The following is a 21,881-nucleotide window of genomic DNA, read 5'->3' as shown; positions in this document are numbered from 1 at the left end:
ATGCAGGGCGAGCAGCCGGTGGTGATTCCCGGCGAAGATGGATTGAATCTTGTGCCCTCGGTAGTTGCGCTGGCAAATGATGGCCCCCGAAAGTTTGTTGTTGGCAATGGCGCGCGGCAGTACCTGGTGGAGACGCCGGAGCGCGTAATCTATTCGGCGAAGCGGCTGATGGGGCGCGGCGTAGACGATGTGCGCGAAGAGTTGAAGCTCTTTCCTTTTCACCTCGCGGATGATCTGCAGGCCGGCGAAGTGCTGCGCATCAAGCTGGGCAGCGAAGAATTTACTCCGCCTGAGATTTCGGCTTACGTACTGCGGCAGTTGAAGAAAAATGCTGAGCGGTACTTCGGTGCACCGGTTACGAAGGCTGTCATCACTGTGCCTGCGTATTTCAACGATGCGCAGCGGCAAGCAACGAAAGATGCGGGCCGCATGGCTGGGCTGGAAGTGCTGCGTCTCGTCAATGAGCCGACAGCGGCGGCGCTGGCATATGGGCTCGATCGCAAGAAGGAAGGCATCGTTGCGGTTTACGATCTCGGCGGCGGCACCTTTGATATTTCGATTCTGAAGCTGCATGAAGGGATTTTCGAGGTCATTGCCACGAATGGCGATACGCATCTGGGCGGCGATGACATCGACAACCTTCTGATTGCGATTGCGATTGATGATATTCAGGGCGAGCTTGGCATCGATGTTCGTACCAGTCCGGAGACAGTGCAGGCGATTCGCAAGGAAGTGATTGCGGCGAAGATTGCTCTGTCATCGGAGCCGCTGGTGCGAATCAGCGTAGATTTACCTACGGGTGAAAGGTATCAGCGTGAACTGCCGCGCGAGGCTTTCGAGCAGATCATCAAGCCGGTAATCGATCGCACGATTGAACCCTGCAAGCAGGCGCTGAAAGATGCAGGCGTGACGCCGGAGCAGATTGACGAAGTTGTGCTCGTTGGTGGATCGACGCGGATACCTTCTGTGAGCCAACTCACCGACGATGTTTTTCATCTGCATGCACGCGGGAAGAAGCCGCATACAGAGCTGAATCCGGATGAGGTAGTAGCGCTGGGTGCGGCGGTGCAGGCGAATATTCTTGGTGGCGGCTCCAAGGCGACGGAAGATATGCTGCTGCTCGATGTAACTCCGCTTTCGCTCGGCATTGAAGCGCTGGGCGGAGTAGTGGCGAAGATTATCCAGCGCAACTCGACGATTCCGGCTTCGGCGACGGAGCACTTTACGACCGGCGTCGATGGGCAGACGAATGTTGCGATTCACGTGGTACAGGGCGAGCGCGAAATGGCGAAGGATTGCCGGTCGCTGGCGCGGTTCGACTTGAAAGGCATTCCACCGATGAGCGCCGGGCTGCCGCGCATCGAGGTGAAGTTCCTGATCGATGCGAATGGAATTCTGCATGTCTCGGCGCGCGAACAGCGCTCGGGTAAAGAAGCTGAAATCGAAGTGAAGCCGACGTATGGATTGACCGATGAGCAGGTCGAGACAATGATTCTCGACTCGTTCGACAACGCCGAGGCCGACTTTGCGGAGCGGCAGTTGATTGAAGCGCGCAACGAAGCGGACACGATTCTGGCTGCGGTCGACAAGGCTCCGAGCAACGCGGCGTGGCAGCAGTTGACGGACGAAGAGCGTGGACAGATTGCATTGTTGAAAGACGAGCTCTTTGTGCTTAAGCAGGGCGATGATTTGAAGGCTCTGCGTGCGGGCACCGAGGCTCTGGACAAGGCGACGCGACGGTTCGCGGAGCTGATGATGGACGCAGCGGTTTCGAGTGCGATTAAAGGCGAGACGATGGACTCGGCAGGCGATAAGCTGGGTGAAGGACCGACGGCGCCGCATCCGTTTGCGCCCGCGGAGATCAGCAAGGATTAGTGGAATGCGATCCCACCCCTTTCGCAAAAACGCGAAAGGATGGGGCACCCAGGATTTTGGATAAACATTTATGAGTGACGTGAAGACAGAGCAGGAAATTGATTTGAGTAAGCCGCCCGCGCCAAATATGGTGCGAGTGACGTTTCAGCCTGAGGGCAGGACGGTTGAATTTGAGTTCGGCACGATGCCGTATGACCATCACGGTCAGCCGATGTCGTTTCTCGATGTGGCCGAGAATTATGAAATTTTTCTCGATCACGCGTGCGGTGGAGTTTGCGCATGTACGACCTGCCATCTGTGGATCAAGGACGGCAAAGAGGGATTGAACGAAGCCGACGACGATGAGCTGGATCGGTTAGATATGGCTGCCGATCTGCAGTTGAATTCGCGCCTCGGATGCCAGGCGGTAATTACCAGGCCGGGTTCGTACGTAGTCGAGATTCCCAAGTGGAACCGGAACTATGTTTCCGAAGGCAAGCCACTTGCTCTGGCGGAGGAGAAGTAATGGCGCGCGAAATTCTTTGGTCGGATGCTGAAGAGATTGGGATTCAGCTGCAAGAGAAGTTTCCGGAGCTCGATCCGCTGACAGTGCGGTTTACTGATTTGTTGAAGTACGTCACGGAACTGGATGGCTTTGCAGATGATCCGGCGAAGTCGAATGAGTCAAAGCTGGAAGCGATTCAGATGGCCTGGTATGAGGAGTTCAAGGACGCTCAGGGGTAATTCAGTAAAGGCGAACTACGTGACGCAGCATCACAGGAATTCTTCGTCGCTGTGTTCCTCAGAATGACGGCTTACAGTAGATCTGATTTAAGACCAGTCGAAGGCGCCGCGGAATAATTCAAATTCCGCGGCTTTTTCTTTTTCAAAATAGATCGAGAGAATGTCAAAGCGCGCGGGTGTCTCCCGGTTTGGTAACTGACGCATGTAGGCACCAGCAAGGCGACGCAGGATTCGGCGCTTATCTTCATCGACGGCGGCCTCGGCTGTCGCTACTTCGCGCGTAGTGCGTGTCTTTACTTCGATGAAGCAGAGAGTGTCGCCTTCCCACGCAATGAGATCGATGTCGCCGCGCAGGCGAGCGGATCGCCAGCCGCGGGCTACGACGATGTATCCGTGGCGGCGGAGATAGAAGAAAGCGGCAAGCTCTCCGCGACGGCCTGTGGCCAGGTGGGCTGCTTCTTGCGGTCTGCTGCAGACCGCTTTTTCAACAAAAGCTTCGAAGACTCGGAGGCGAGCTGATTCGAGAAGGGGCATGGCTGCATCCATTTTCGCCCGCGAGGACGCAGCCTATGCACTTGATTTAGCGGGTGCCGGAAGCTTTGACTACACTTTGGTTTTCTTTGACGAATTGGCTGAGGGCTTCGTACTGGTCGCTGGCGATGTAATCGACGCCTGCGGCGAGAGCGGCGCGCCAGCGCGCTTCTGCTGCTGTGAGCGAGCCGAAGTTGTAGCCTGAAAACCAGCCGTGGCAGCTCAGGTCTTGTTTGTTGTCGACGCCGTCGAGGGTGTAGAAGCGAATCCAGAGATCGTTCTGATGCGCGTGTTCCACGAGTGAGCGGAGGCGCAGGTTATCTTCCTTCGTCCACTCGCCGGCCTTATTCTGTCCGCCAGCTTCGACGACGGCCCAGGGATTGTTCCACCAGCGGCGGTAGTTTGAGGCACGCGATGGTTCGAGAACTTCGGGCGAGGCCATGGGATCTTTTTCGCTGGTATGTACCGCGCCGAAGACGAGGAGCTTGCTGCCAACCGGGACATCGTCGTAGAAGACTTTTTGTTGCGCGTCAGATTCTCCGGTAAGTACGAGGATCGGTTTCACGTCGAGAGCTTGCGGTGCATCGCTCGCGGTGCGCGGTGCGGTGGTAAGCCAATCGCGGTATTCATTCAGCAATGCAAGGACAGCGCGGAGATGGTCTGGCTCCTCCGTTTTGAAGTCAAGGTTGAGGGTAATGAGCGGCCAGTTGCCGTGGTTGCCGTCACGCAATGCCTGTTCGATGATGGGCCGGACGCGCTCGAAGAAATACTGCTTCATCGTCGGCTCATGGCCTGATCCTTCGGCGCTATGGGTGACGATCGACCATGACTTGCCGGTTTTCTTGTCGGTATACCAAGCGAGGTCCTGCTCTATGGCGAGTGGTGTACCAGCGGAGAGAGCGCGGTCGATGCGGTCGGACCACCACTCATAGTAGGGATAGCAATTATGCGCGTCCATGACACTGCGCGCGCCGGGGTGAGCTGCATTTTGGGCTATGAGTGTCGGGGTGATGAGAAGTGTGGCAAATAGAAGAGCTGCGGTTATTGAGAGAAAATGCAGGTCCTTCGATTGCGCGCTGCGCGCTTCGCACAGGATGGCAAACTTATTTTTCATGCTCAGAACGATAGCGTGGCTTTTCTCTTGCAGAGCGATAGCGTTATTTCTCATTTTATTTTTCCTGATAGTTGAGATAGATCGGGTTGCCGAGCAGGACCAGTTTGCCTTCCGGCGTGACGATGTCGGGGCGGAGCCAGTGTTGTTTGCCATCGGCCGGCAATGTGAGCGCAAGGGTTTGATCGGCTTGCGTGATTGTGGAATTGAACGACGCGACTGGCTGGCCATCGAGAAGGAAACGCAGCTGATTCCCGCTGCATGCGGCGACACGCGCGGAGATGCGGATGCTCGAGCCGTCGGGAGCTTGCAGCGTGTCGCCCATCATCGCTTTCCGATTGCCGTCTTCGGCTGATATATCGAACTCTCGGTCGCGCGAGGCGCTGAGGTCAATGAAGACGTGGCCTTTGCGGATGCCGTCGAGGATGGAGTCCACTGAGAGATCATTTGCATAGATGACGGTGGTAGGGCTGCCGATGGCGCTTCTTGTTCCTGCTGGAATCAGTGCATTGTGGTTATCGCTACCGCCAATGGCGACGATGCGGTAACCCTGGCTCAAATATTTTTCCCAGAAGCTGATGCCTGAATATTTACCTTCTTCCCCGCCGCCGTTGACGGCTTCAATGGTGGTGATGAGATGCGGGTCGATGGCTTCTTTTGGCGTCCAGCCGCAGCCCATGCAGATTTCGCCTGTCGGCGCGTTGGGATGATTGATGGAGAGAATGGCGTGCATGCGATGCGCTTCTTCAAAGAGCGCCTGCATGGATGGAATCGTAGTGCCTACGCGGAAGTCGACGAAGTCCGTCGGGCCGAAGAGATTGGCGTGTCCCCAGAAGGTGGTGACTTCGCGGCCGGGAATAAAGAGAAGCTTGTCGAAGTAGGGCTGCAACTCACGGAGATCGTCGTAGTGCGAGGTGGTGTTGTGATCGGTGACGGCGATGAAGTCGAGGCCACGTTCCGATGCCGTTTCTGCGGTGAGGAAGACGGGGCAGGGAACTTTTTTGCCGCTCTGGCTCAGGCAGCTGCCATCGCTGTGCGCAGTGTGCATGTGCAGATCGCCGCGATACCATGCCGGGCCGGTGCGCAGCGTAGCATCAGCAAAGGATGCGTTGTTATTGTCGCGGGTGAAGAAGATGTCGGCTTCGTAATTGGAATTTACAGACGCGCGAATGTTCGGAACGCCAATGATCAGTTTCCATTGACCGGCTGGAAGCGGGCCGGGAAGATACGACGGGGTGGCATTGGTGGTGCTGAGAGTAAAGTGGTTTTTATTGCCGCCGCTCCAGCCGCGAAAGCGCTCCGGATCGAAGAGGCCGAGATCGAGAGCGGTGTGCTGATCTTTCTCCGTATAGCTAAATGTAACTGTGATGGATGCAATTCCTTCGGGCACGGTGAAAGGCGCTTCGACATATGAGTTGTTCTGGCTGCCGCGGACGGTGCCCTTAAGAACGATGTCGGGCTTGGATTGTGAGAGGAGGTTTGAAGCTGGGAACAATAGCGGCAGGTAAGCGAGGAGACGGCAAAATTTACGCTTCAGCATCAGGGATCATTATCGCTTGTGCAAGGAATCGGGATCCCATCCTTTCGCAAAAAGGCGCGAAAGGATGGGGCACCCCAAGGTTGCTACAGCTAGAAGGATATGCGCAATGCGAATTGCATGACGCGCGGATCGCCGGAGAGCGTAGTGATGCTGCCCGCCGAGCTGCTGGTGATGTTGTTGCCGGGCTGACCGAACTCCGGCGTGTTGGTTACGTTGAAGACTTCCCAGCGGGCCTCGATGTTGACGCGCTCGATGGGAATCTCACGCATGAGGGCCGCATCGAAGACGTTGGTGCGGGGACCGATGAGGGTGTTGCGGCCGCTGTTGCCGAACTGGCCGGATGGCGGGGCCAGGTAGGCATCGGTCAGGTTCGACTCGAGTGTTTTACATGCGCTATTTTCCGAGGTGTAGTACCAGCAGGAAGGATCGCCGACCATATGGGGCTTGCCGATGAGGAACGGCGTGGCGACCGCGTATCCGTAAGGATCGAGCGCGCTGGCCAGCGTGCTGCCAGCATTCACCGTGAACGGGTGACCGGAGTAGAAGGTGTAGACGCCGGAGGTATGGAAGTCTCCGAAGATCCACGCCATAGGTCCGCTGTTCAGCATGGGCTTGCCGTGGCCAAAGGGCAGCTCGTAGACATAGCTGACGGCGACGCGGTTACGTATGTCGAAGTCGCTGTTGCCATACCACGCGCCGGGATTGCGTCCGTTGGGGGCGTCACCGGAGTTGGTTTCGAGCTCTTCCGGTGCGTTGTCGAGGCTGTGTGAATAGGTGTAGGCTGCCTGGACGCTCAAGCCGTTCTGGAAACGACGCTTGAGGCTGGCCTGCAGGCCGTTATAGTTGCCGTAGCCGATCGGGTCGGTGTATTCGATCAAGCCGAAGTTGGAGTAAGGAATGACTGGGATGGTCTTTCCGGTATTGGGATCGGTTGTCGACTCGACAGTGTTGCCGGAGATCATGGGCTGGTTGTAGTTACGGATGAGGTCGAGATGGGTGGACTTGGTGCCGACATAGTCCACTTCCGCAGTCCAGGAGTTGCCGATGGCGCGCTGAATGCCGAGACTCCACTGCTGGACATAAGGTGTTGGGTCGTTGGGGTTCAAAGAGCGGATGTGAAATGCGGTGAGGTTGTTGAGATCGATCGTGGAAGGATCGAGGTAGTTGGATGGGAAGCCCTGCTGCGCGATCATGACCGGTGTGGTCGAGGTGGATGCGGCAGACTGTGTTTTGTTGATGAGGAATGGCGGATTGAGCGAGAGCTGATCTTCGCTGCCGTAGCGCTCAAGCACTGTGTAGTAGATTCCATATCCGCCGCGCACAACAGTCTTCTGGTCAGGCGAGTAGGCGAAGCCGATGCGCGGGCCGAAGTTCTTGTAGTTGGTGTTGACCAGTGCGCGTGACTCCAAACCGCCGGAACGAGCGAAGACCAGCGAGCCAGAGTCAGGATCGAAATTGGCCATCTGGTCCTTACCGTTGAGGGCTGGTGTGGCAAAGTCATAACGGATGCCGAGGTTGAGTGTGAGCTTCGGCGTGGCTTTCCAGTCATCTTCAAAGAAGCCGGAGGCCATCCAGAGACGCTGATCGACGAAGTGGACATTGGTGAGCTGATTGCTTTGCACCATGCCAAGCAATCCGTCAGCATAAGGGAAGCCGGTGTTCGAAACGCACTGGCTGGATGAATTGCGCTGGCAGGTGAAGATGCCGGTGAAGGTCAGATCGCCGCGCATACCAGGCTCATCCTGGAAAAGATTGCGCATAGGCGCATAGAGCGAGGCACCGATTTTGTAGGTTTGCCGTCCGTGCGTGAGCGAGAGCGTGTCATTGTACTGGAACTGCTGCGGTACCTGCTGCTTGGGCAGGAAGTCGGGCGAACCGATGAAGGACCCAATGGAGCCGCCAAAGGTAGTAAGCGGTACGCCGCCGCCAACTGCGGGATTGATGGGGATGCCGGGAACAAAGTCGCCTGCATATTGCGTGAGCGCGAATGGATCCTGCTCGGCGAAGGAGTAGTTGCGAACCCAGCCGAAGCGGAAGTCATTGACGAGGCTGGGGCTGAAGATGTGTGTCCAGCCGATGACGAGGCTGTGGTTCTTCAGATATTGACGACCCCAGGCTGAAGTGCTGCTGCCGTCGGCGAGTCCGCCAAAGTAGCCGGGAATGAAGCGGAAGCGGTTGGAGTAGTTGTAGCGGACAAAGACGTTGTTGTTCTGTGAAGGCGTCCAATCGACGCGGCCGTTATAGCTGTCGTTGTTATCCTCCACGCCGCCGGTGCGGAAGTAGTTGTTGGTCTCCGCAAAGGAACCGTTGGAAGCAACATTCGGCTCGGGAAAGAGCGCGATGAGACTGGCGACAACTGGGTCGATGCGTCCGGCCGGAACTTGATTATTAGGAAAGGGCTGGCCCGTCTGCGGATCGTAGATGGTTGGATACTTGATGCCAACACGCGCGCTGGTCGCGGGGCTGAAATCGCCGATGCGCTCGTTGTCGAGCGGCACGGTTGAGGTACGGTTTACGCCCTGCTTGATGCGGGTGCCTTCGTAATTGAAGTAACCGAAGAGCTTGTTCTTGATGACGGGTCCGCCGAAGCTGCCGCCAAACTGGTTCTGGTTATTTTCGGCTTTAGGCTGGTTGTGCTGCTTGGTGATGAAGTCGGTGGCGTCGAAATACTGATTCCGGACGTATTCATACGCGAGACCGTGGAACTGGTTGTTGCCGCTCTTGGTGTTGACCGAGACGGCAGCGCCGGGCGCGCGGCCATATTCCGCTGAGTAGGGATTGGTGATGATGTTGAACTCGGCGATGACGTCCACGGAGGGGTGCGCGGATTCGGTGCTCAATTCCTGCACGTTTTCCGAAAAAGTGTTGTTGTCGATGCCGTCGAGGATAAAGTTATTTTGCAGCGAATGGATGCCATTGACGTTGAAGTCGCCAGTACGTCCCGCAGAGGTGGAGCCGCTCTGCTGGGTGAAGCGGCTGATCTGCACGCCGGGCACGGTGCGAAGCAGGTCATCCCAGTTGCGCAGATAGAGCGGGGTCTGCTCGATAGTGCGGGAATCGACGACGGTTCCGATGGATGCGTCATCGGGCGAAAGACCGGTGCTTTGCGCCTGCACTTCAACAGTCTGCTGCGCGGAGCCGACCTGGAGCGAGAAATCACGCCTGCTCTTTTCTGCAACATTCAGAGTTACTTTTTCTTCTGTCGTGCTGAAGCCCGGCGATTCCACGTGAACGGAATACTCGCCGATGGGCAGGTTCTGAAAGGTGTAGTAGCCGGAATTGTCGGTTACGACATCGCGGGCGTAGCCGGTTGTTGGATTTGTAGCTCTCACGGTTACGTTTGGAATGGCAGCGCCACTCGGGTCGGTGACAAGGCCGGAAAGACTGGCCGTATTGACCTGAGCGAGAAGGGAAATGCTGAGGAAGAAAACCGCAGCAACGAGCAGGGTGTAACGGTACCATGCCCGGGGGATAGAGTTCTTCATAATGGCCTCATCAAAAAGGTATGGTTTGCACAGCGCGTCGAGAAGACACTCACAAACTCTGGGTAGATATAAGGACGTAACTAAAAAGAAGGTAAAGGTTAACTCTGACAGCACTATGAACGCAAGATGAAGGGAGTATGAATACCGTGCGAACGGCATGCAAAAAAAGCCCGCAGCGGATGGCTGCGGGCTTTTGTGATGCGGCTAAGGAATGAATTAGGTCGTGGTACGCGGCTGCACAGCGATGAATTGCACCGGAACTGTAGCAGTAGGATCGCAGGTTGGAGTTCCTGCGGCCGGTATCTGCGTGCACGCAGGCAGCCTGGGATTGATCGTCTGCGTGTCAGTGAGTGAAGGAACATCAATGAGATGCAGCTGATTGTCGCCCGAAGTCCCCACGAAGAAGGTGGAATCGTCGGGGCTGAAGGCTCCTGAGATCGGGGCCTGTGCGCCGGTGGAGAGCTGCACGTTCGACAGCGTACCGGGCGTGGCGAAGGTTGTCGACGGCTTATAGGCCGGCAACACGCCGCTCGCGCTCGATGCGTTGTAGGTCACGAAGGACATGGTTGCGTCCGGCGATGTGACAACCTGATTGATTTCAGAAGGTGCAACGCCGAGAGCTGTGGTGTTGATGGCGTAATCGCCGGGATTCGAACCGGACCCCTGCTGATACTTGATGCCGGTATTCGTCGCCGGGCAGGCCCCGATCGGCACATTGACTGATATATCGGCAATCTGCGCCGGGCTGGCGGTTGCGCCGAGGATGTGAAGGCCATCGTTCGTGGCAGCCAGGTGGTCGGCCGCGATGCCCACGGTTGCTGCCTGCGGGTAGTTGACGATCGGAGTCGACGTGGTATTAGGGCAGAATCCGTAAGCTGCCGTGTTTGAGCCGGTGATAAACGGGCTGACACTGGGAATCGTTACCGCGATGTCAGGCGAGCAGAAGGGATCGTACTTCGTAGTATCGCCATTGTTATTCAGCTGGGTTGCGGTGCAGACGTTCGATCCGCCATTGGTATTCGGATAGTTATGCCAGCCGGTAGACGTGTTGTAGACGTAAAAGTTATTGGGGCCGACGATGTAGAGGTTCTTGCCGTCAGGCGAATACTGCGCGTGTGTGGCAACTCCGCCAATGCTGGTGAAGGTGCCTTTGCTCTGGCCGTAGAGGTAGATGACCTGGTTGACCTGATCGTTGATCACAACAGTGCTGCTGTCGGGCGAGACGGCGAGCACTACACCCGGCACGTTGATGTCTTCCTTGCTCAGGGTGTTGGTGGTTGCGCTCACAATCATCAACTCGTGATAGCTGCCGAAGTAGAGGTTGATGCCGTTTTGGTCGAGCACCATGGAATTCGGAATATACGGCAGCTTGACGGGAACGGGCGCGCCAGTGCTGGTGAGATCAACCGGCGTGAAATAGGACGACTGCGTTGAAGACAGCCAGAGCTTGCTGCTGCTGCGCCCCGGAGTATTGACCCGCACGATGTTGCTGGTGACAGGAAGGCCAGTACCCAGCTGCCCGATGATATTGACCGGCGCAGGGTTGCAGGTGCCCGGCTGGCAGATAGCGGAGATGGCAGTCGTAGTCGGGAACGCCGGAGTGACGGTGCCCGCGCTGCTTACGCTGATCTGCTTAGGCTGAGTTGAGGTGTAGTCGAGTGTGAGGCCGCTCAACGAGGTGCCGTTTTTATCGGGCGAGTTGACAGTAAGGTTTTGCGGGCTGCTGGCGTTCACCGTTACCGGATTCGGGAAGCCGGTTGAACCGTTCAGATTGAGAGCGATGCTGGTGGGCGGGCAGGTGAAGAAGTATCCCGCCGCCGAGGTGGTTCCGGAAAGGCTGGCGTTAATGACCGTCGAGCCGGGCAAATGTGCAGTGGCGAGGCCGTTCACGGTGCTGGTGGTGTCGGTACCCGTGTCCGTGGTTCCGTTGCTGGTGTTGTTGATGGTGACGATCGTCGAGTCTACCGGGGTGTAGGTCACCGTGCCCACATAGGATGTCGGAATCAGCACGCCGTCAGGACCGAAGACCTGAGTGGTTGCCGTCAGCGGCTGAGGATTATCAGTTCCGGGTGCATTCAGGGTTTGATTTTGCGAAACGCAGGCTGATTGCGAGCCGATGGTGATCGCAGTAACGGGCGGGTGCACATAGATGCTCACCGGATTGCTTGTGACGGAGGAGGCGCTTGCCGTGACCTGAGCAACTCCGGCCTGAGCAGGCGGCGAGCAGATAGTGAAATCCGGGATACCGGAAGCGCTATGGCGATTCCACGTACCGGCGCAGATGGCGCCCGTCGACGGATTGATGTCAGCAAGATTGAGGTTCGTCGTTCCGTAAACCCAGTGGGCTACGCTGACGGTGCCTCCCTTGCAATTGAAGCCTGCTGGCTGATTGACCTGTCCGGTTTGCCCATATGAAAGCGAAATACCAGTCGAGGCGGGGCCGAGGGTAATGTGGTCAAGGTCAGTGACCTTCTCGCCATAGCCGTATCCACTGCTGAGGCAATAATTGTTAGGGTTGGTGCCGCCACAGCCCGCGATAGAGATGCCGACCGGAATAGAAAGTACAAATAAAGCAATCAGGGCGAAAAACCGCTGCATGAAACCTCCCCGTCTGTATGGACTCGCCACGCAGACGGTTGTCACTGCCAGATGTGCTCTGGGAGTCTTTCCAAGGATATAGTCTCGAAGTTTGAGTGTAAAAGCTGGAAGAGACTTCAGCAAGCGGCGGGGAGGCGTTCCAAAGGATTGCCGGGCAGATTTCACCCGGTCGCTGCGAGAGATGGAGCACCCTGGTCGATCCTTAGGGCGCCCCACAACTCACAGCGATTAGGGGTTTACGCCGGTTTCAGGCCTTATTTCCCCTTGGCCACCGCATTAATGAAGGAGAGCCCATTGGGGACGCCCCATCCGGTAACGTTGTCCCAGCCCTTGGTCACGGTCAGGGAAGTATCGGTACCGAAGCTCAGATCTACATATTCGCCCTCCAGATTCCACAATGCGCTGAAGTACTGGGTGGTGGTGTAGAGCGGAGCCAGCAGCGTGTCAGAGGAGTAGAAGGTGGCGCCGGCTGAATCGAAGACGATCCCTGCTACATTCGTCGGGCTGCTGACAGGAACGACATCGTTAATCGCATTGGCAGGCAGCTTCGGCAGCATCGGAGCAGCCTGTCCGAGGGCTTTGCCGGCAGCCTGATCAGAAATCGCCCATAGAGCAGAGAAGATTGGGCAGGCCAGGCTGGTGCCTCCGATCCCGGCATATGGCGCGCCATATTCGACGAAGACCACCCCGGTATAGGGATCGGCGAGGGCGGAGATATCCGGTTCCTGCCGACCAGTGCCGGTAAAGGATTTCTGCCAGGATGGCTTGGGAATAAAGGTGCTCTCGCCGCCGCCCGAGCCGCCCAGGTTGCCGAGCATGAGCGGTGGATCGAGCACGTCATTCGTTGCAAAGGAGAGGATGGCGCCGTTGTTTCCCCAGCCGACTTCTGCTCCGGACGAAGTGCCGTTAGGAATGCCGATGCTGGTTCCGCCAATGGCGGTCACATAGGCAGAGGTCGCCGGATAGGACTGGCCGCCGCCGCTGGGTGAGCCGGTGCCTTCGTCGCCGCCATCGCCGCTGGAGAAGTTTACAGCGAGGCCAGCCGCTGCGGCTTTCTTCAGCACTTGTTCAAAGCCGCTCACAGTGTAGGCACCGAAAAGGGCTTCCGGGTAGCCGTAGCTATTGGAGATGATGCTGCCGAGCTTGTTCTGCCGGGCATAGTCGATGGCGAATTCGAATTCCGTCCAATCTTCCGACGGCATGATCTCGATCACGATTTTTGCATTGGGAGCGATGGAGTGAACCCATTGGACATCGAGCGAGGCTTCATCCTGCCAGCTGTCGACTTCGAGCGCCAGGGGTGTAGGTTTTCCGTCCGGATAAAGAACGGTGAAGTTGGAGGAGTTGGTTGCAGGCAATCCGGCAAGGGTCGAGAACTGCGCCAGATCGGCCGTCAACTGGGCGCCATCGGTGGGACCATCGACAATGACGACGGTCTGGCCGGTGCCGTCGAGACCTTTCTTATAGGCCGCGTTGAGACCGTAATGAGTCTGGATCTGCGAAGGCGTCCAGGCGCAGGTCAGTGGGCTGTTGTCGTAATTGTTGCCGTAGTACACGCCAACGGGGAGAGACGCGCCATCCGTGGTGAGATTCACGGTTGACGGATTGCTGAAGCATTTATTGGTAGCAATGGCAGAGAACCCGCCAGCGGCGTTCTTCACCTTGCCTCCAAGCGGCTGGGCTGCTGTGCGGGGCTTACCTGTATGCGGATCAATCTGATACTTGATAAAGGGACGCATGTTGAAGCTTGTGAGGCCGGTTACGCCATGAACAAGCGTTCCAGCCTGGCCAGTCAATGCTGCGGGCGTGACGTTCGCATGAAAAACCTTGCCCTGGCGCTCAAATTCATGAATCTGCGTCTGGAAGGCGCTTTCCACTCCGGAAGCTGGTCCGCGGGCACGAATCGAGAGATTGTCAGAGCTTACAGAGAGAACCGCAAGGCCATGTGATTGAAGTTCTTTCTTAACAGTTTCCACCTCGGCCGGGGACGGAGCATATCTGGCGAGCTCAGCATCGCTGAACCACTGATGGTAGGTAGGTGAGCCGGGCGTGTAAAGAGCATCGAGTGCCTGATTGAAGGCCGCTTCGTTGTGCATATTCAAATGCACGGTTAGGGTGAGTTGCTGCGAAGGTTGTATCGGGCCGTGGTCGGAGGAAAGCTCTGCTACCTTTGGCCTTTCAATGCGCGATTGCGCTTGGAGAACGGGAACCGCGAGCAATGCGCATGCCAAGGATGCGCCACTGATCCAGGCCCATACTGAGGGATTTGCTTTCTGCAACATGAAGACTCCATCCTGATTTCGTGGGTAGGTGTGAGTGTGTACGCCCGCCCGTGGGGCAGCGAACGCAGTGACAGCTGAAGCACCGCAATACTGATGGACTGAACGGATTAGTAACGTCGGCAGAAAAGCCTGGGAAAGATCAACAGCGACAGAAAAGTACTGCGGGTTGTTGTGTACTTGTCATGACAGCCCCAACACTTTGGCATAGGCTTACTATCGCGTCAACAGGAAAATTCGTATTACGGATCAGGCCCGGGCTGCAAAAGCACCACGGAGCGCCTGTTACGCTAGCAGAAGACCGTTTCTTTATATCGATGAATGAGATAGTTCTGATTCACTTCTCCGGCCGCGATCAGCCGGGACTCACTGCGGAAGTGACTGGGATTCTGGCTGGCTACGATGCCTGCGTGCTGGATATCGGTCAGGCAGTCGTGCATGAAACGCTTGCCCTCGGGTTGTTGATCGAGATTCCTCGCGATGAGGCTTTTCTTCGCCTGCAGAATGCGCTGGTGGAGAAGTCACGCGAACTGGAGCTGCAGGTCCGGTTTACGGCTATTTCAAAACAAGATCTCAAACATTGGATCTCCGCGCAGGGCAAAGACCGCTTCATTATCACGGTATTAGGGCGGGCTATTTCGGCACGCCATCTGGCGCGGGTGAGCGCAATCATCCATGAGCATGGTCTGAATGTGGACCGCATCGAGCGTATGTCTGGAAGGTTGTCGTTTGCGGCACATGCTCCGGATGCCAACGCCTGCGTGGAACTGCGGGTGAGCGGGAGCGCGCGATCCGAGGCAGCCATGCGAGCCGAGTTTCTGACTACGGCGCACGAGATGCGGATCGATATTGCCTTTCAGCGGGAGAGCATTTTCCGCCGTAACCGTCGCCTTTTCGCGTTCGATATGGACTCGACGCTGATTTGCGGCGAGGTGATTGACGAACTGGCAAAGATGGCCGGAGTCGGCATCGAAGTGGCGAACATTACCGAATCAGCCATGCGCGGAGAGATTGATTTCAAGGAAAGCTTTCGGCGGCGCGTTGGGCTTCTACGTGGACTTCAAGAGCAAAGAGTACGGGAGTTGCTGGGCACGATTCCGCTGGTCGAAGGCGCAGAACAGTTGGTCGGAACACTGAAGATGCTGGGTTATAAAACGGCGATTCTTTCGGGGGGCTTTACGTTCTTTGCACGGCACCTGCAGGAGCGCCTGGGTATCGACTACGTTTTTGCCAATGAGCTGGATATTGTCGATGGCGCGGTCACAGGAGAGATCACGACCGAGATCGTGGATGGCGCGCGCAAGGCCGAACTGCTGCGCCAGATTGCGCGGCAGGAGAATATCTCGCTTGAGCAGGTGGTGGCGATCGGCGATGGCGCCAACGATCTGCCGATGCTGGGAATCGCCGGAATGGGGATCGCCTTCCGGGCAAAGCCGCTGGTGAGGCAGAGTGCCGATCATGCAGTGTCGGTGCTTGGACTCGACAGCCTGCTTTACTTGATCGGTGTACGGGACCGGGACCTGGCGACTGCCGCTCAGTCTTCGTGATAGTCAGCCATCTGGCGAATTCCGGCCTGAAAAATAGCCGTCATTCTGAGCCGCAGGCGAAGAATCCAGAGAACGTTTCGGGTATCAGGAACGCCAGGATTTTTACGTAGATCCGACCGGGAAGCCTGTGACTTTTATGCTCGAGCATTCTCTGGATTCTTCGCGCGGACGACGCGCTCAGAGTGACGGGGGCTTTAGATAGGCGCGGATTTCACTGCCCCCGCCGGGTGCCCCATGTCTCGATTTTGAGACATGGGATCAATCCCAAAGCTGTCTACTGTGGCGGCATGTATTGCTCAAACCAGCTTAACGAGCGCTCGAGCACATCGATCTGGTGATCGCGAGTGGCAAAGTGATGGCCTTCCCCTGGATAGACAACCAGCTGCGTGGGCACATGCTGATCACGCAGCGCATGCCAGAACTCAAAAGATTGCGGCATGGGACATTCGCCGTCGCGGTCACCCACAACAACCAGCGTCGGAGTCTTCACCCGCCGAATGAAGTTGATGGCTGAGCTTTTGAAATAAACTGCCGGGTCGTCATAGACCGACGCACCGAAGAACGGGATCATCCACTGGTCGATGGAATTCTCGCCATAATAGCTCTGCCAGTTGGAGATGCCTGCTCCCGCAACCGCCGCGTGGAAGCGGTTGCTCTGGGTGACAGCAAACATGGTCATGAATCCGCCGTAGCTCCAGCCAGTGAGGCCTACGCGCTGCGGGTCGATGGAATATTTCTTCGTGACTGAGTCAACGCCGGCAAGAATGTCGCGCAAGTCTCCATAGCCGAAGTCTTTGCGGTTGGCCTGGGTGAATTTTTCGCCCTGTCCATAGCTGCCGCGAGGGTTCGGTTCCAGAACAAAGTAGCCGAGCGCCGAAAAGGGAGCGCCGCCGAAGCCTGCTCCCGGCCAGCGTGGCGTGACCGCCGCCGATGGGCCGCCGTGGACCATGACAATGAGCGGATATTTCTTGCCCGGATCGTAATTTGCGGGCTGGATGAGCCATCCCTGCACGTTGAAGCCGTCATTCTGCCATTCGACGGATTCGGCCTTACCCCAGGCAGGCTTCAGGTTGTCGTTGTAATGGGTGATCTGTTTGAGATTTTCGAGTGGGCCCGCCCAGACCTCAGGCGGCTTGGCGAACGAACTGCTGATGAAGGCAATCTGATGGTCCTCAGTGTCGGAAACGGAGAGGCTCATCACCTGCTGGCCGGAGCCGATGCCTTCCGGCAACGTGAGGCTGTGGTCCTCCATATCCTGCTGATTATTCAGGTCATAGGCGAAGAGATGAGACGAGCCGCCGGTGATTTCCGTGATGCCAAGGGTGTGGTCATCTACCCACAGGAACCATGCGGGGCTGGTCTTGCGGTTCGGGGTAATGTCTTTGGGCTCGCCTCCGGATGCAGGAACGAGGTAGATGTCGCCTCCGGTCGAGCCCTGATCGGACATCAGGCCGGAAATAAAGGCGATTTGCGAGCCGTCTGGCGACCAGCGGGGAACCGCGAGTTGCAGGCCGAAGATGGGACTGTGGCCGCTGGTTGGATCGACCAATACGCTGGGATCGAAGGCGGCGCGGCCACCCAGAACGGCTTTGGAACCCGGCATAAATGGCTGCGTGTAAAGTTTGGCTACCCACCAGTTATTCTCACCTGGAGGCGGCGCGGCCACGTAGGCAAGTTTCTTTGCATCGGGTGACCAGTTGAACTCATAAACGTGCAGGTTCGCGGGTGAGACCTGCGACAACTCGCCGGAAGCCGCGTCGATAGCGGCGATGCGCTGGATTTCAAGTCCTTCTACGCCGATGACACCTGCGGGTGGCTTCATCGCCGACAGCGCTCCCGAGGGCCGCGTCGCGCCTTCGACGTAAAGCAGACCGATTTGCTTGCCGTCAGGGGACCACTGTGGCTCATCGGCGTATCCGTGGAAAGTAGTCAGCTTGTGGGCTGACGTATTCGAGCCGGGTTCGGCGATGTAGAGTCCCTGCTGGTGCTCACTGTTGCAATTCGAGAAAAAGGCCAGTTTTTTGGAATCGGGCGACCAGTCAATCTCGTTCTCGCTGCCTTTTTCGTCTCCCGTGCACGCGGTTACGCGATGGATAGCCGAAGGATTGCTGAGCGGGGCTGCATCGACCTCCGAGCCGCCCCCCTTGTTGCCCACCACCCACGCGACCCACTGCCCATCGGGAGAAAGCGCCGTCTGGTGAGGCGCACGAACAGCCTCAAGCTGACTGATGATCTGGCTGATGCGTGGGTCTTTGGCCGGCACGGCCGTTGCCGGAGCTTGTGCGAGGGCGAGGGCGCCAACTGAGAGACAGGAAAGGGAAGCAATCAAGGTGCGAAGGGACATAATGCCGGATGGTAGCAGAAGGGCTTCCGCGTTTGTGACCGGGTTTAGCGGGTAAATTCGCTGAAATTATGCGTGCTGGCGAATGCAAGGCGCATCAGAAGGCAGATTTCCATGTCATAATGAAGCAGAAGCAACGAAATATGCGCGAAAAATGTGAATTTTTCGCGTGGTTTGTTGACTCAAATAAGCGTACTTGGTACTCTTAAAAGGTTCCATGAGACTGCTCTTCGTGTGCATACAGCCTGAAGAGTGGTTACGACACAAAGAGCTTCGCAGAATGAGCCGGCAGGAAAGCTAAGAGCTGGCGAAGAAAAAATCTGCGAACCCCATCCGGCTCATGGGATGGGCGAATCGCATCGGTGCCTGCGACACCTTCCACCTTGGAAGGCTATGTGGGCCGGAATCAGCGAAACGGAGTCGGCTTTCTTCTGCCCTTGATTTTTGCGGGGAGAAGCGACGTGCGGCCACCGTCCTGGTTCTCGTCTGGTAAGGAAGCAGTGCAGACGCGAAGCAGCCGTTGACTTCGTCTGGGCAGATTGCGGGATTCCGCTCTGTCTTGAGGCGAGCCGGTTGTGCCGCGTTTGAATGATAAGAGTTTTGAGTTGGTAAGGAGTTTGGTTTGCCTACATTCAGTCAGCTCGTGAGAAAAGGGCGCACGGCGCCGAACTATAAGACGGCATCGCCTGCGTTGCAGGGTTCGCCTCAGCGTCGCGGAGTCTGCACCCGTGTTTACACGCAGACGCCAAAGAAGCCGAACTCGGCACTCCGCAAGGTTGCCCGTGTCCGTCTGACCAATGGCATTGAAGTCACCTCGTACATTCCCGGCGAGGGCCACAACCTGCAGGAGCACTCGATTGTGCTGATCCGCGGTGGCCGCGTGAAGGATCTGCCAGGTGTGCGTTATCACATTGTGCGCGGCACGCTCGATTCGGTCGGCGTGGTGAAGCGTACGCAGAGCCGCTCGAAGTATGGTGCGAAGCGCGCCAAGGCCGGCGCTGCTGCGGCAACCGGTAAGAAGAAATAAGACTGGCTGTCCGACATCGCGCCTCGCGGCGTTCCGGATAGGTGATTTGCTTAAAAGTTTAGAAACGCAAGGTTAAAAGGTTTATGCCAAGAAAAGGTCACATTGCGAAGCGGGAAGTTGCAGCCGATCCGGTTTACAGCTCAACGCTGGTCACGAAGTTTGTCAACTCGATGATGTGGGGCGGCAAGAAATCGACCGCCCAGGGCATCTTCTACACCGCCATGACGAACCTGGAGCAGAAGGGTGGCGAGGAAGCGCTGAAGCTCTTCAAAAAGGCAGTCGAAAACTGCAAGCCGCTGCTCGAAGTGAAGACCCGCCGCGTCGGGGGCGCCAACTACCAGGTGCCGATCGAAGTGAACCCCGAGCGTCGCACCTCGCTGGCGATTCGCTGGCTGGTAACGTACGGCCGTGCGCGTGGCGAAAAGGGCATGATCGACAAGCTGACCAATGAGCTGCTCGATGCGGCCAACGGTCGCGGTGCAGCGATGAAGAAGAAGGAAGACGTTCATCGTATGGCTGAAGCCAACAAGGCTTTCGCGCATTACCGCTGGTAGGACTGGCCGTCTGGGCAATCGCGCCTTCGGCGCATGAAAAGTATCGGGAACGAAAGATTGTTCCTGGGAATTTTGAACCTTGGGCTGCTTAAGCCTGAGAGAACTAGAGAGAAATACAGTGGCTCGCCAAGTACCTCTAAATCGTTGCCGGAACATCGGAATCATGGCGCATATCGACGCCGGTAAGACGACGACGACCGAGCGCATCCTGTTTTATACGGGCATCACGCACCGCATCGGCGAAGTGCATGAAGGCACGGCGACGATGGATTACATGGAGCAGGAGCAGGAGCGTGGTATCACCATCACGTCGGCTGCGACGACCTGCACCTGGAACAACATCCGTATCAACATTATTGATACGCCGGGTCACGTCGACTTCACCGCTGAGGTCGAGCGTTCCCTGCGCGTGCTTGACAGCGCGGTGGCGTTGTTTGACTCCGTGTCGGGTGTGCAGCCGCAGACCGAAACCGTCTGGCGGCAGGGTGACAAGTACAAGGTTCCGCGCATTTGCTTCGTCAACAAGATGGACAAGGCTGGTGCCGATTTCGAGCATGTGATCGAGACGATCCGCAAGCGCCTCGGCGCGCGTCCGGTAGCGATCCAGATTCCGATTGGCGCTGAAGCAAATTTCAAGGGCGTGGTCGATCTCATCGAGATGCGCGCGATTGTCTGGCACGACGAGACGATGGGTGCGAAGTACTCGATCGAAGAGATTCCGGCTGATCTCGTGAAGAAGGCAGAAGCCTTCCGTATGCAGCTGATCGAAACGGTCGCCGAGAATGACGACGACATGCTGCACAAGTTCCTCGAAGGCGAAACCCCGACTCCGGAAGAGTTGAAGAAGGCGCTACGTAACGCGACCATCGGCATGAAGGTTTTCCCGGTGATGTGCGGAACGGCTTTCAAGAACAAGGGTGTGCAGACGCTGCTCGATGCGGTGGTTGATTATCTGCCGAGCCCGCTTGACGTGCCTGCGGTTGAAGGTATCGACCCTGCGGATCCTTCGGTGATTCTGAAGCGTGAAGCGAAAGATGACGAGCCGTTTTCAGCGCTGGCATTCAAGCTGATCAACGACCCCTTCGGCAAGCTGAGCTTTATCCGTATCTACTCGGGCGTCCTCAAGACGGGTGACACCGTCGTGAATCCGCGTACCGGCAAGACGGAGCGCGTAGGCCGTCTGGTAAAGATGCACGCCAACAAGCGTGAAGATATCACTGAGATTTATGCCGGTGACATCTGCGCCTGCGTTGGCCTGAAAGAACTCAAGACGGGCGACACGCTGTGCACCCCGCTGCACCCGATTGCGCTCAGCGCGATCACTTTTCCCGCACCGGTTATCCACGTTGCAGTAGAGCCGAAGACCAAGGCTGACCAGGAGAAGATGGGCCTGGCGCTGGCGCGGCTGGCAGACGAGGACCCAACGTTCAAGGTCCACACTGACGAAGATTCAGGTCAGACGATCATCAGCGGCATGGGCGAGTTGCACCTCGAAATCCTTGTCGATCGCATGAAGCGTGAGCACAAGGTCGAAGCGAATGTGGGTGAGCCGAAAGTGGCCTTCCGTGAAACGATCCGCAAGCTCGCTGAGGCAGAAGGCAAGTACATTCGCCAGACGGGTGGTTCGGGTAACTACGGGCATGTCAAGATTCGCCTTGAGCCGAACGAGCCAGGTGCCGGTTTCCTGTTTGTCGACGCGATTCGCGGCGGCGTGGTTCCCAAGGAATACATCAAGCCGACGGAACAGGGTATCCGCGAGGCTTTGCACAATGGCGTGCTGGCCGGGTACGAGATGGTTGACGTTAAGGCGACGCTTTATGACGGCAGCTACCACGACGTTGACTCGAACGAAATGGCGTTTAAGATCGCCGGTTCGATGGCCTTCAAGGAAGCCGCAAAGAAAGCAAGCCCGGTACTGCTTGAGCCGGTGATGGCGGTCGAAGTCACGGTTCCGGAAGAGCACATGGGCACGATCATCGGCGACATCAACTCGCGCCGCGGCCGCATTGAGGGCATGGAGCACTCGGGTGGTTCGCAGGTGATCAAGGCGATGGTTCCGCTGAAGGAGATGTTCGGATACGTGAACGATATCCGCTCATCGACACAGGGACGCGCTTCGTACTCGATGCAGTTTGCCCGCTATGAAGAAGCGCCGCGCATGATTTCGGAAGAGATCATCGGTCGGAATCAGGGCAAGTAAAAGTTTAGAAATTGCCGGACCTTGTTGGGCCCGGAAAGAGTTAGCAGCACAACGAGAGAGGAACAAGGGA

At 57.2% G+C, this 21,881-nt stretch carries 14 protein-coding genes; 7 read left to right on the top strand and 7 right to left on the bottom strand.

The features are described from left to right. From hscA to iscX, 3 genes are all read left to right on the top strand, one after another. The gene (hscA, locus tag GSQ86_RS00515) at positions 1–1,875 is read left to right on the top strand and encodes a Fe-S protein assembly chaperone HscA (RefSeq protein WP_371719871.1); all 1,875 of its coding nucleotides are present in this window, start codon (positions 1–3) and stop codon (positions 1,873–1,875) included. A gap of 70 nt (positions 1,876–1,945) precedes the next feature. Continuing rightward, entirely contained in the window at positions 1,946–2,380 is a 435-nt protein-coding gene (locus GSQ86_RS00510; RefSeq protein WP_158748000.1) for a 2Fe-2S iron-sulfur cluster-binding protein, read from the top strand. Further along, positions 2,380–2,598: a Fe-S cluster assembly protein IscX gene (iscX, locus tag GSQ86_RS00505; RefSeq protein WP_158747999.1), complete on the top strand. Its 219-nt coding sequence runs from the start codon at positions 2,380–2,382 to the stop codon at positions 2,596–2,598. The genes GSQ86_RS00510 and iscX overlap by 1 nt, the downstream gene beginning before the upstream one ends. A gap of 87 nt (positions 2,599–2,685) precedes the next feature. Here the strand turns inward: iscX and GSQ86_RS00500 are convergent, their stop codons facing one another. The 6 genes from GSQ86_RS00500 to GSQ86_RS00475 form a co-directional block, all read right to left on the bottom strand. Next, positions 2,686–3,132, bottom strand: a complete 447-nt coding sequence (locus GSQ86_RS00500) for a YraN family protein (RefSeq protein ID WP_158747998.1) — start codon at positions 3,130–3,132, stop codon at positions 2,686–2,688. Positions 3,133–3,178: 46 nt separating this feature from the next. Beyond that, positions 3,179–4,297 carry a hypothetical protein gene (locus GSQ86_RS00495; protein ID WP_254062039.1) on the bottom strand — a complete coding sequence of 373 codons (1,119 nt, stop codon included), beginning with the start codon at positions 4,295–4,297 and terminating at the stop codon, positions 3,179–3,181. Between the two features lies 1 nt (position 4,298). Beyond that, entirely contained in the window at positions 4,299–5,780 is a 1,482-nt protein-coding gene (locus GSQ86_RS00490; protein ID WP_158747997.1) for a CehA/McbA family metallohydrolase, read from the bottom strand. An 89-nt stretch (positions 5,781–5,869) separates the two neighbouring features. Further along, positions 5,870–9,265: a carboxypeptidase regulatory-like domain-containing protein gene (locus tag GSQ86_RS00485; RefSeq protein ID WP_158747996.1), complete on the bottom strand. Its 3,396-nt coding sequence runs from the start codon at positions 9,263–9,265 to the stop codon at positions 5,870–5,872. 216 nt (positions 9,266–9,481) lie between these two features. Beyond that, entirely contained in the window at positions 9,482–11,863 is a 2,382-nt protein-coding gene (locus GSQ86_RS00480) for a hypothetical protein (RefSeq protein WP_158747995.1), read from the bottom strand. Positions 11,864–12,117: 254 nt separating this feature from the next. After that, positions 12,118–14,145, bottom strand: a complete 2,028-nt coding sequence (locus GSQ86_RS00475; RefSeq protein ID WP_158747994.1) for a protease pro-enzyme activation domain-containing protein — start codon at positions 14,143–14,145, stop codon at positions 12,118–12,120. Between the two features lie 314 nt (positions 14,146–14,459). Here GSQ86_RS00475 and serB point away from each other — a divergent pair, with 314 nt between their 5' ends. Then, a complete protein-coding gene (gene serB / locus GSQ86_RS00470; RefSeq protein WP_158747993.1) occupies positions 14,460–15,689 on the top strand; it encodes a phosphoserine phosphatase SerB in 1,230 nt (409 codons plus the stop codon). 274 nt (positions 15,690–15,963) lie between these two features. Here the strand turns inward: serB and GSQ86_RS00465 are convergent, their stop codons facing one another. Then, complete coding sequence (locus GSQ86_RS00465) at positions 15,964–18,033, bottom strand: S9 family peptidase (protein WP_158747992.1); 2,070 nt, start codon at positions 18,031–18,033, stop codon at positions 15,964–15,966. 619 nt (positions 18,034–18,652) lie between these two features. On the opposite strand from GSQ86_RS00465, the gene rpsL reads away from it, so the two are divergent. From rpsL to fusA, 3 genes are all read left to right on the top strand, one after another. Then, a complete protein-coding gene (rpsL, locus tag GSQ86_RS00460; protein ID WP_158747991.1) occupies positions 18,653–19,057 on the top strand; it encodes a 30S ribosomal protein S12 in 405 nt (134 codons plus the stop codon). 83 nt (positions 19,058–19,140) lie between these two features. Then, entirely contained in the window at positions 19,141–19,611 is a 471-nt protein-coding gene (gene rpsG, locus GSQ86_RS00455; RefSeq protein WP_158747990.1) for a 30S ribosomal protein S7, read from the top strand. Positions 19,612–19,729: 118 nt separating this feature from the next. Continuing rightward, positions 19,730–21,811: an elongation factor G gene (gene fusA, locus GSQ86_RS00450; RefSeq protein ID WP_158747989.1), complete on the top strand. Its 2,082-nt coding sequence runs from the start codon at positions 19,730–19,732 to the stop codon at positions 21,809–21,811. The last annotated feature ends 70 nt before the right edge of the window (positions 21,812–21,881 follow it).

This window comes from Acidobacterium sp. S8 (assembly GCF_009765985.1).
In the GTDB taxonomy this organism is placed as follows: domain Bacteria; phylum Acidobacteriota; class Terriglobia; order Terriglobales; family Acidobacteriaceae; genus Alloacidobacterium.
The sequence above is the reverse complement of the archived record's forward strand: the minus strand, read 5'-3'. Positions and strand labels throughout refer to the sequence as shown.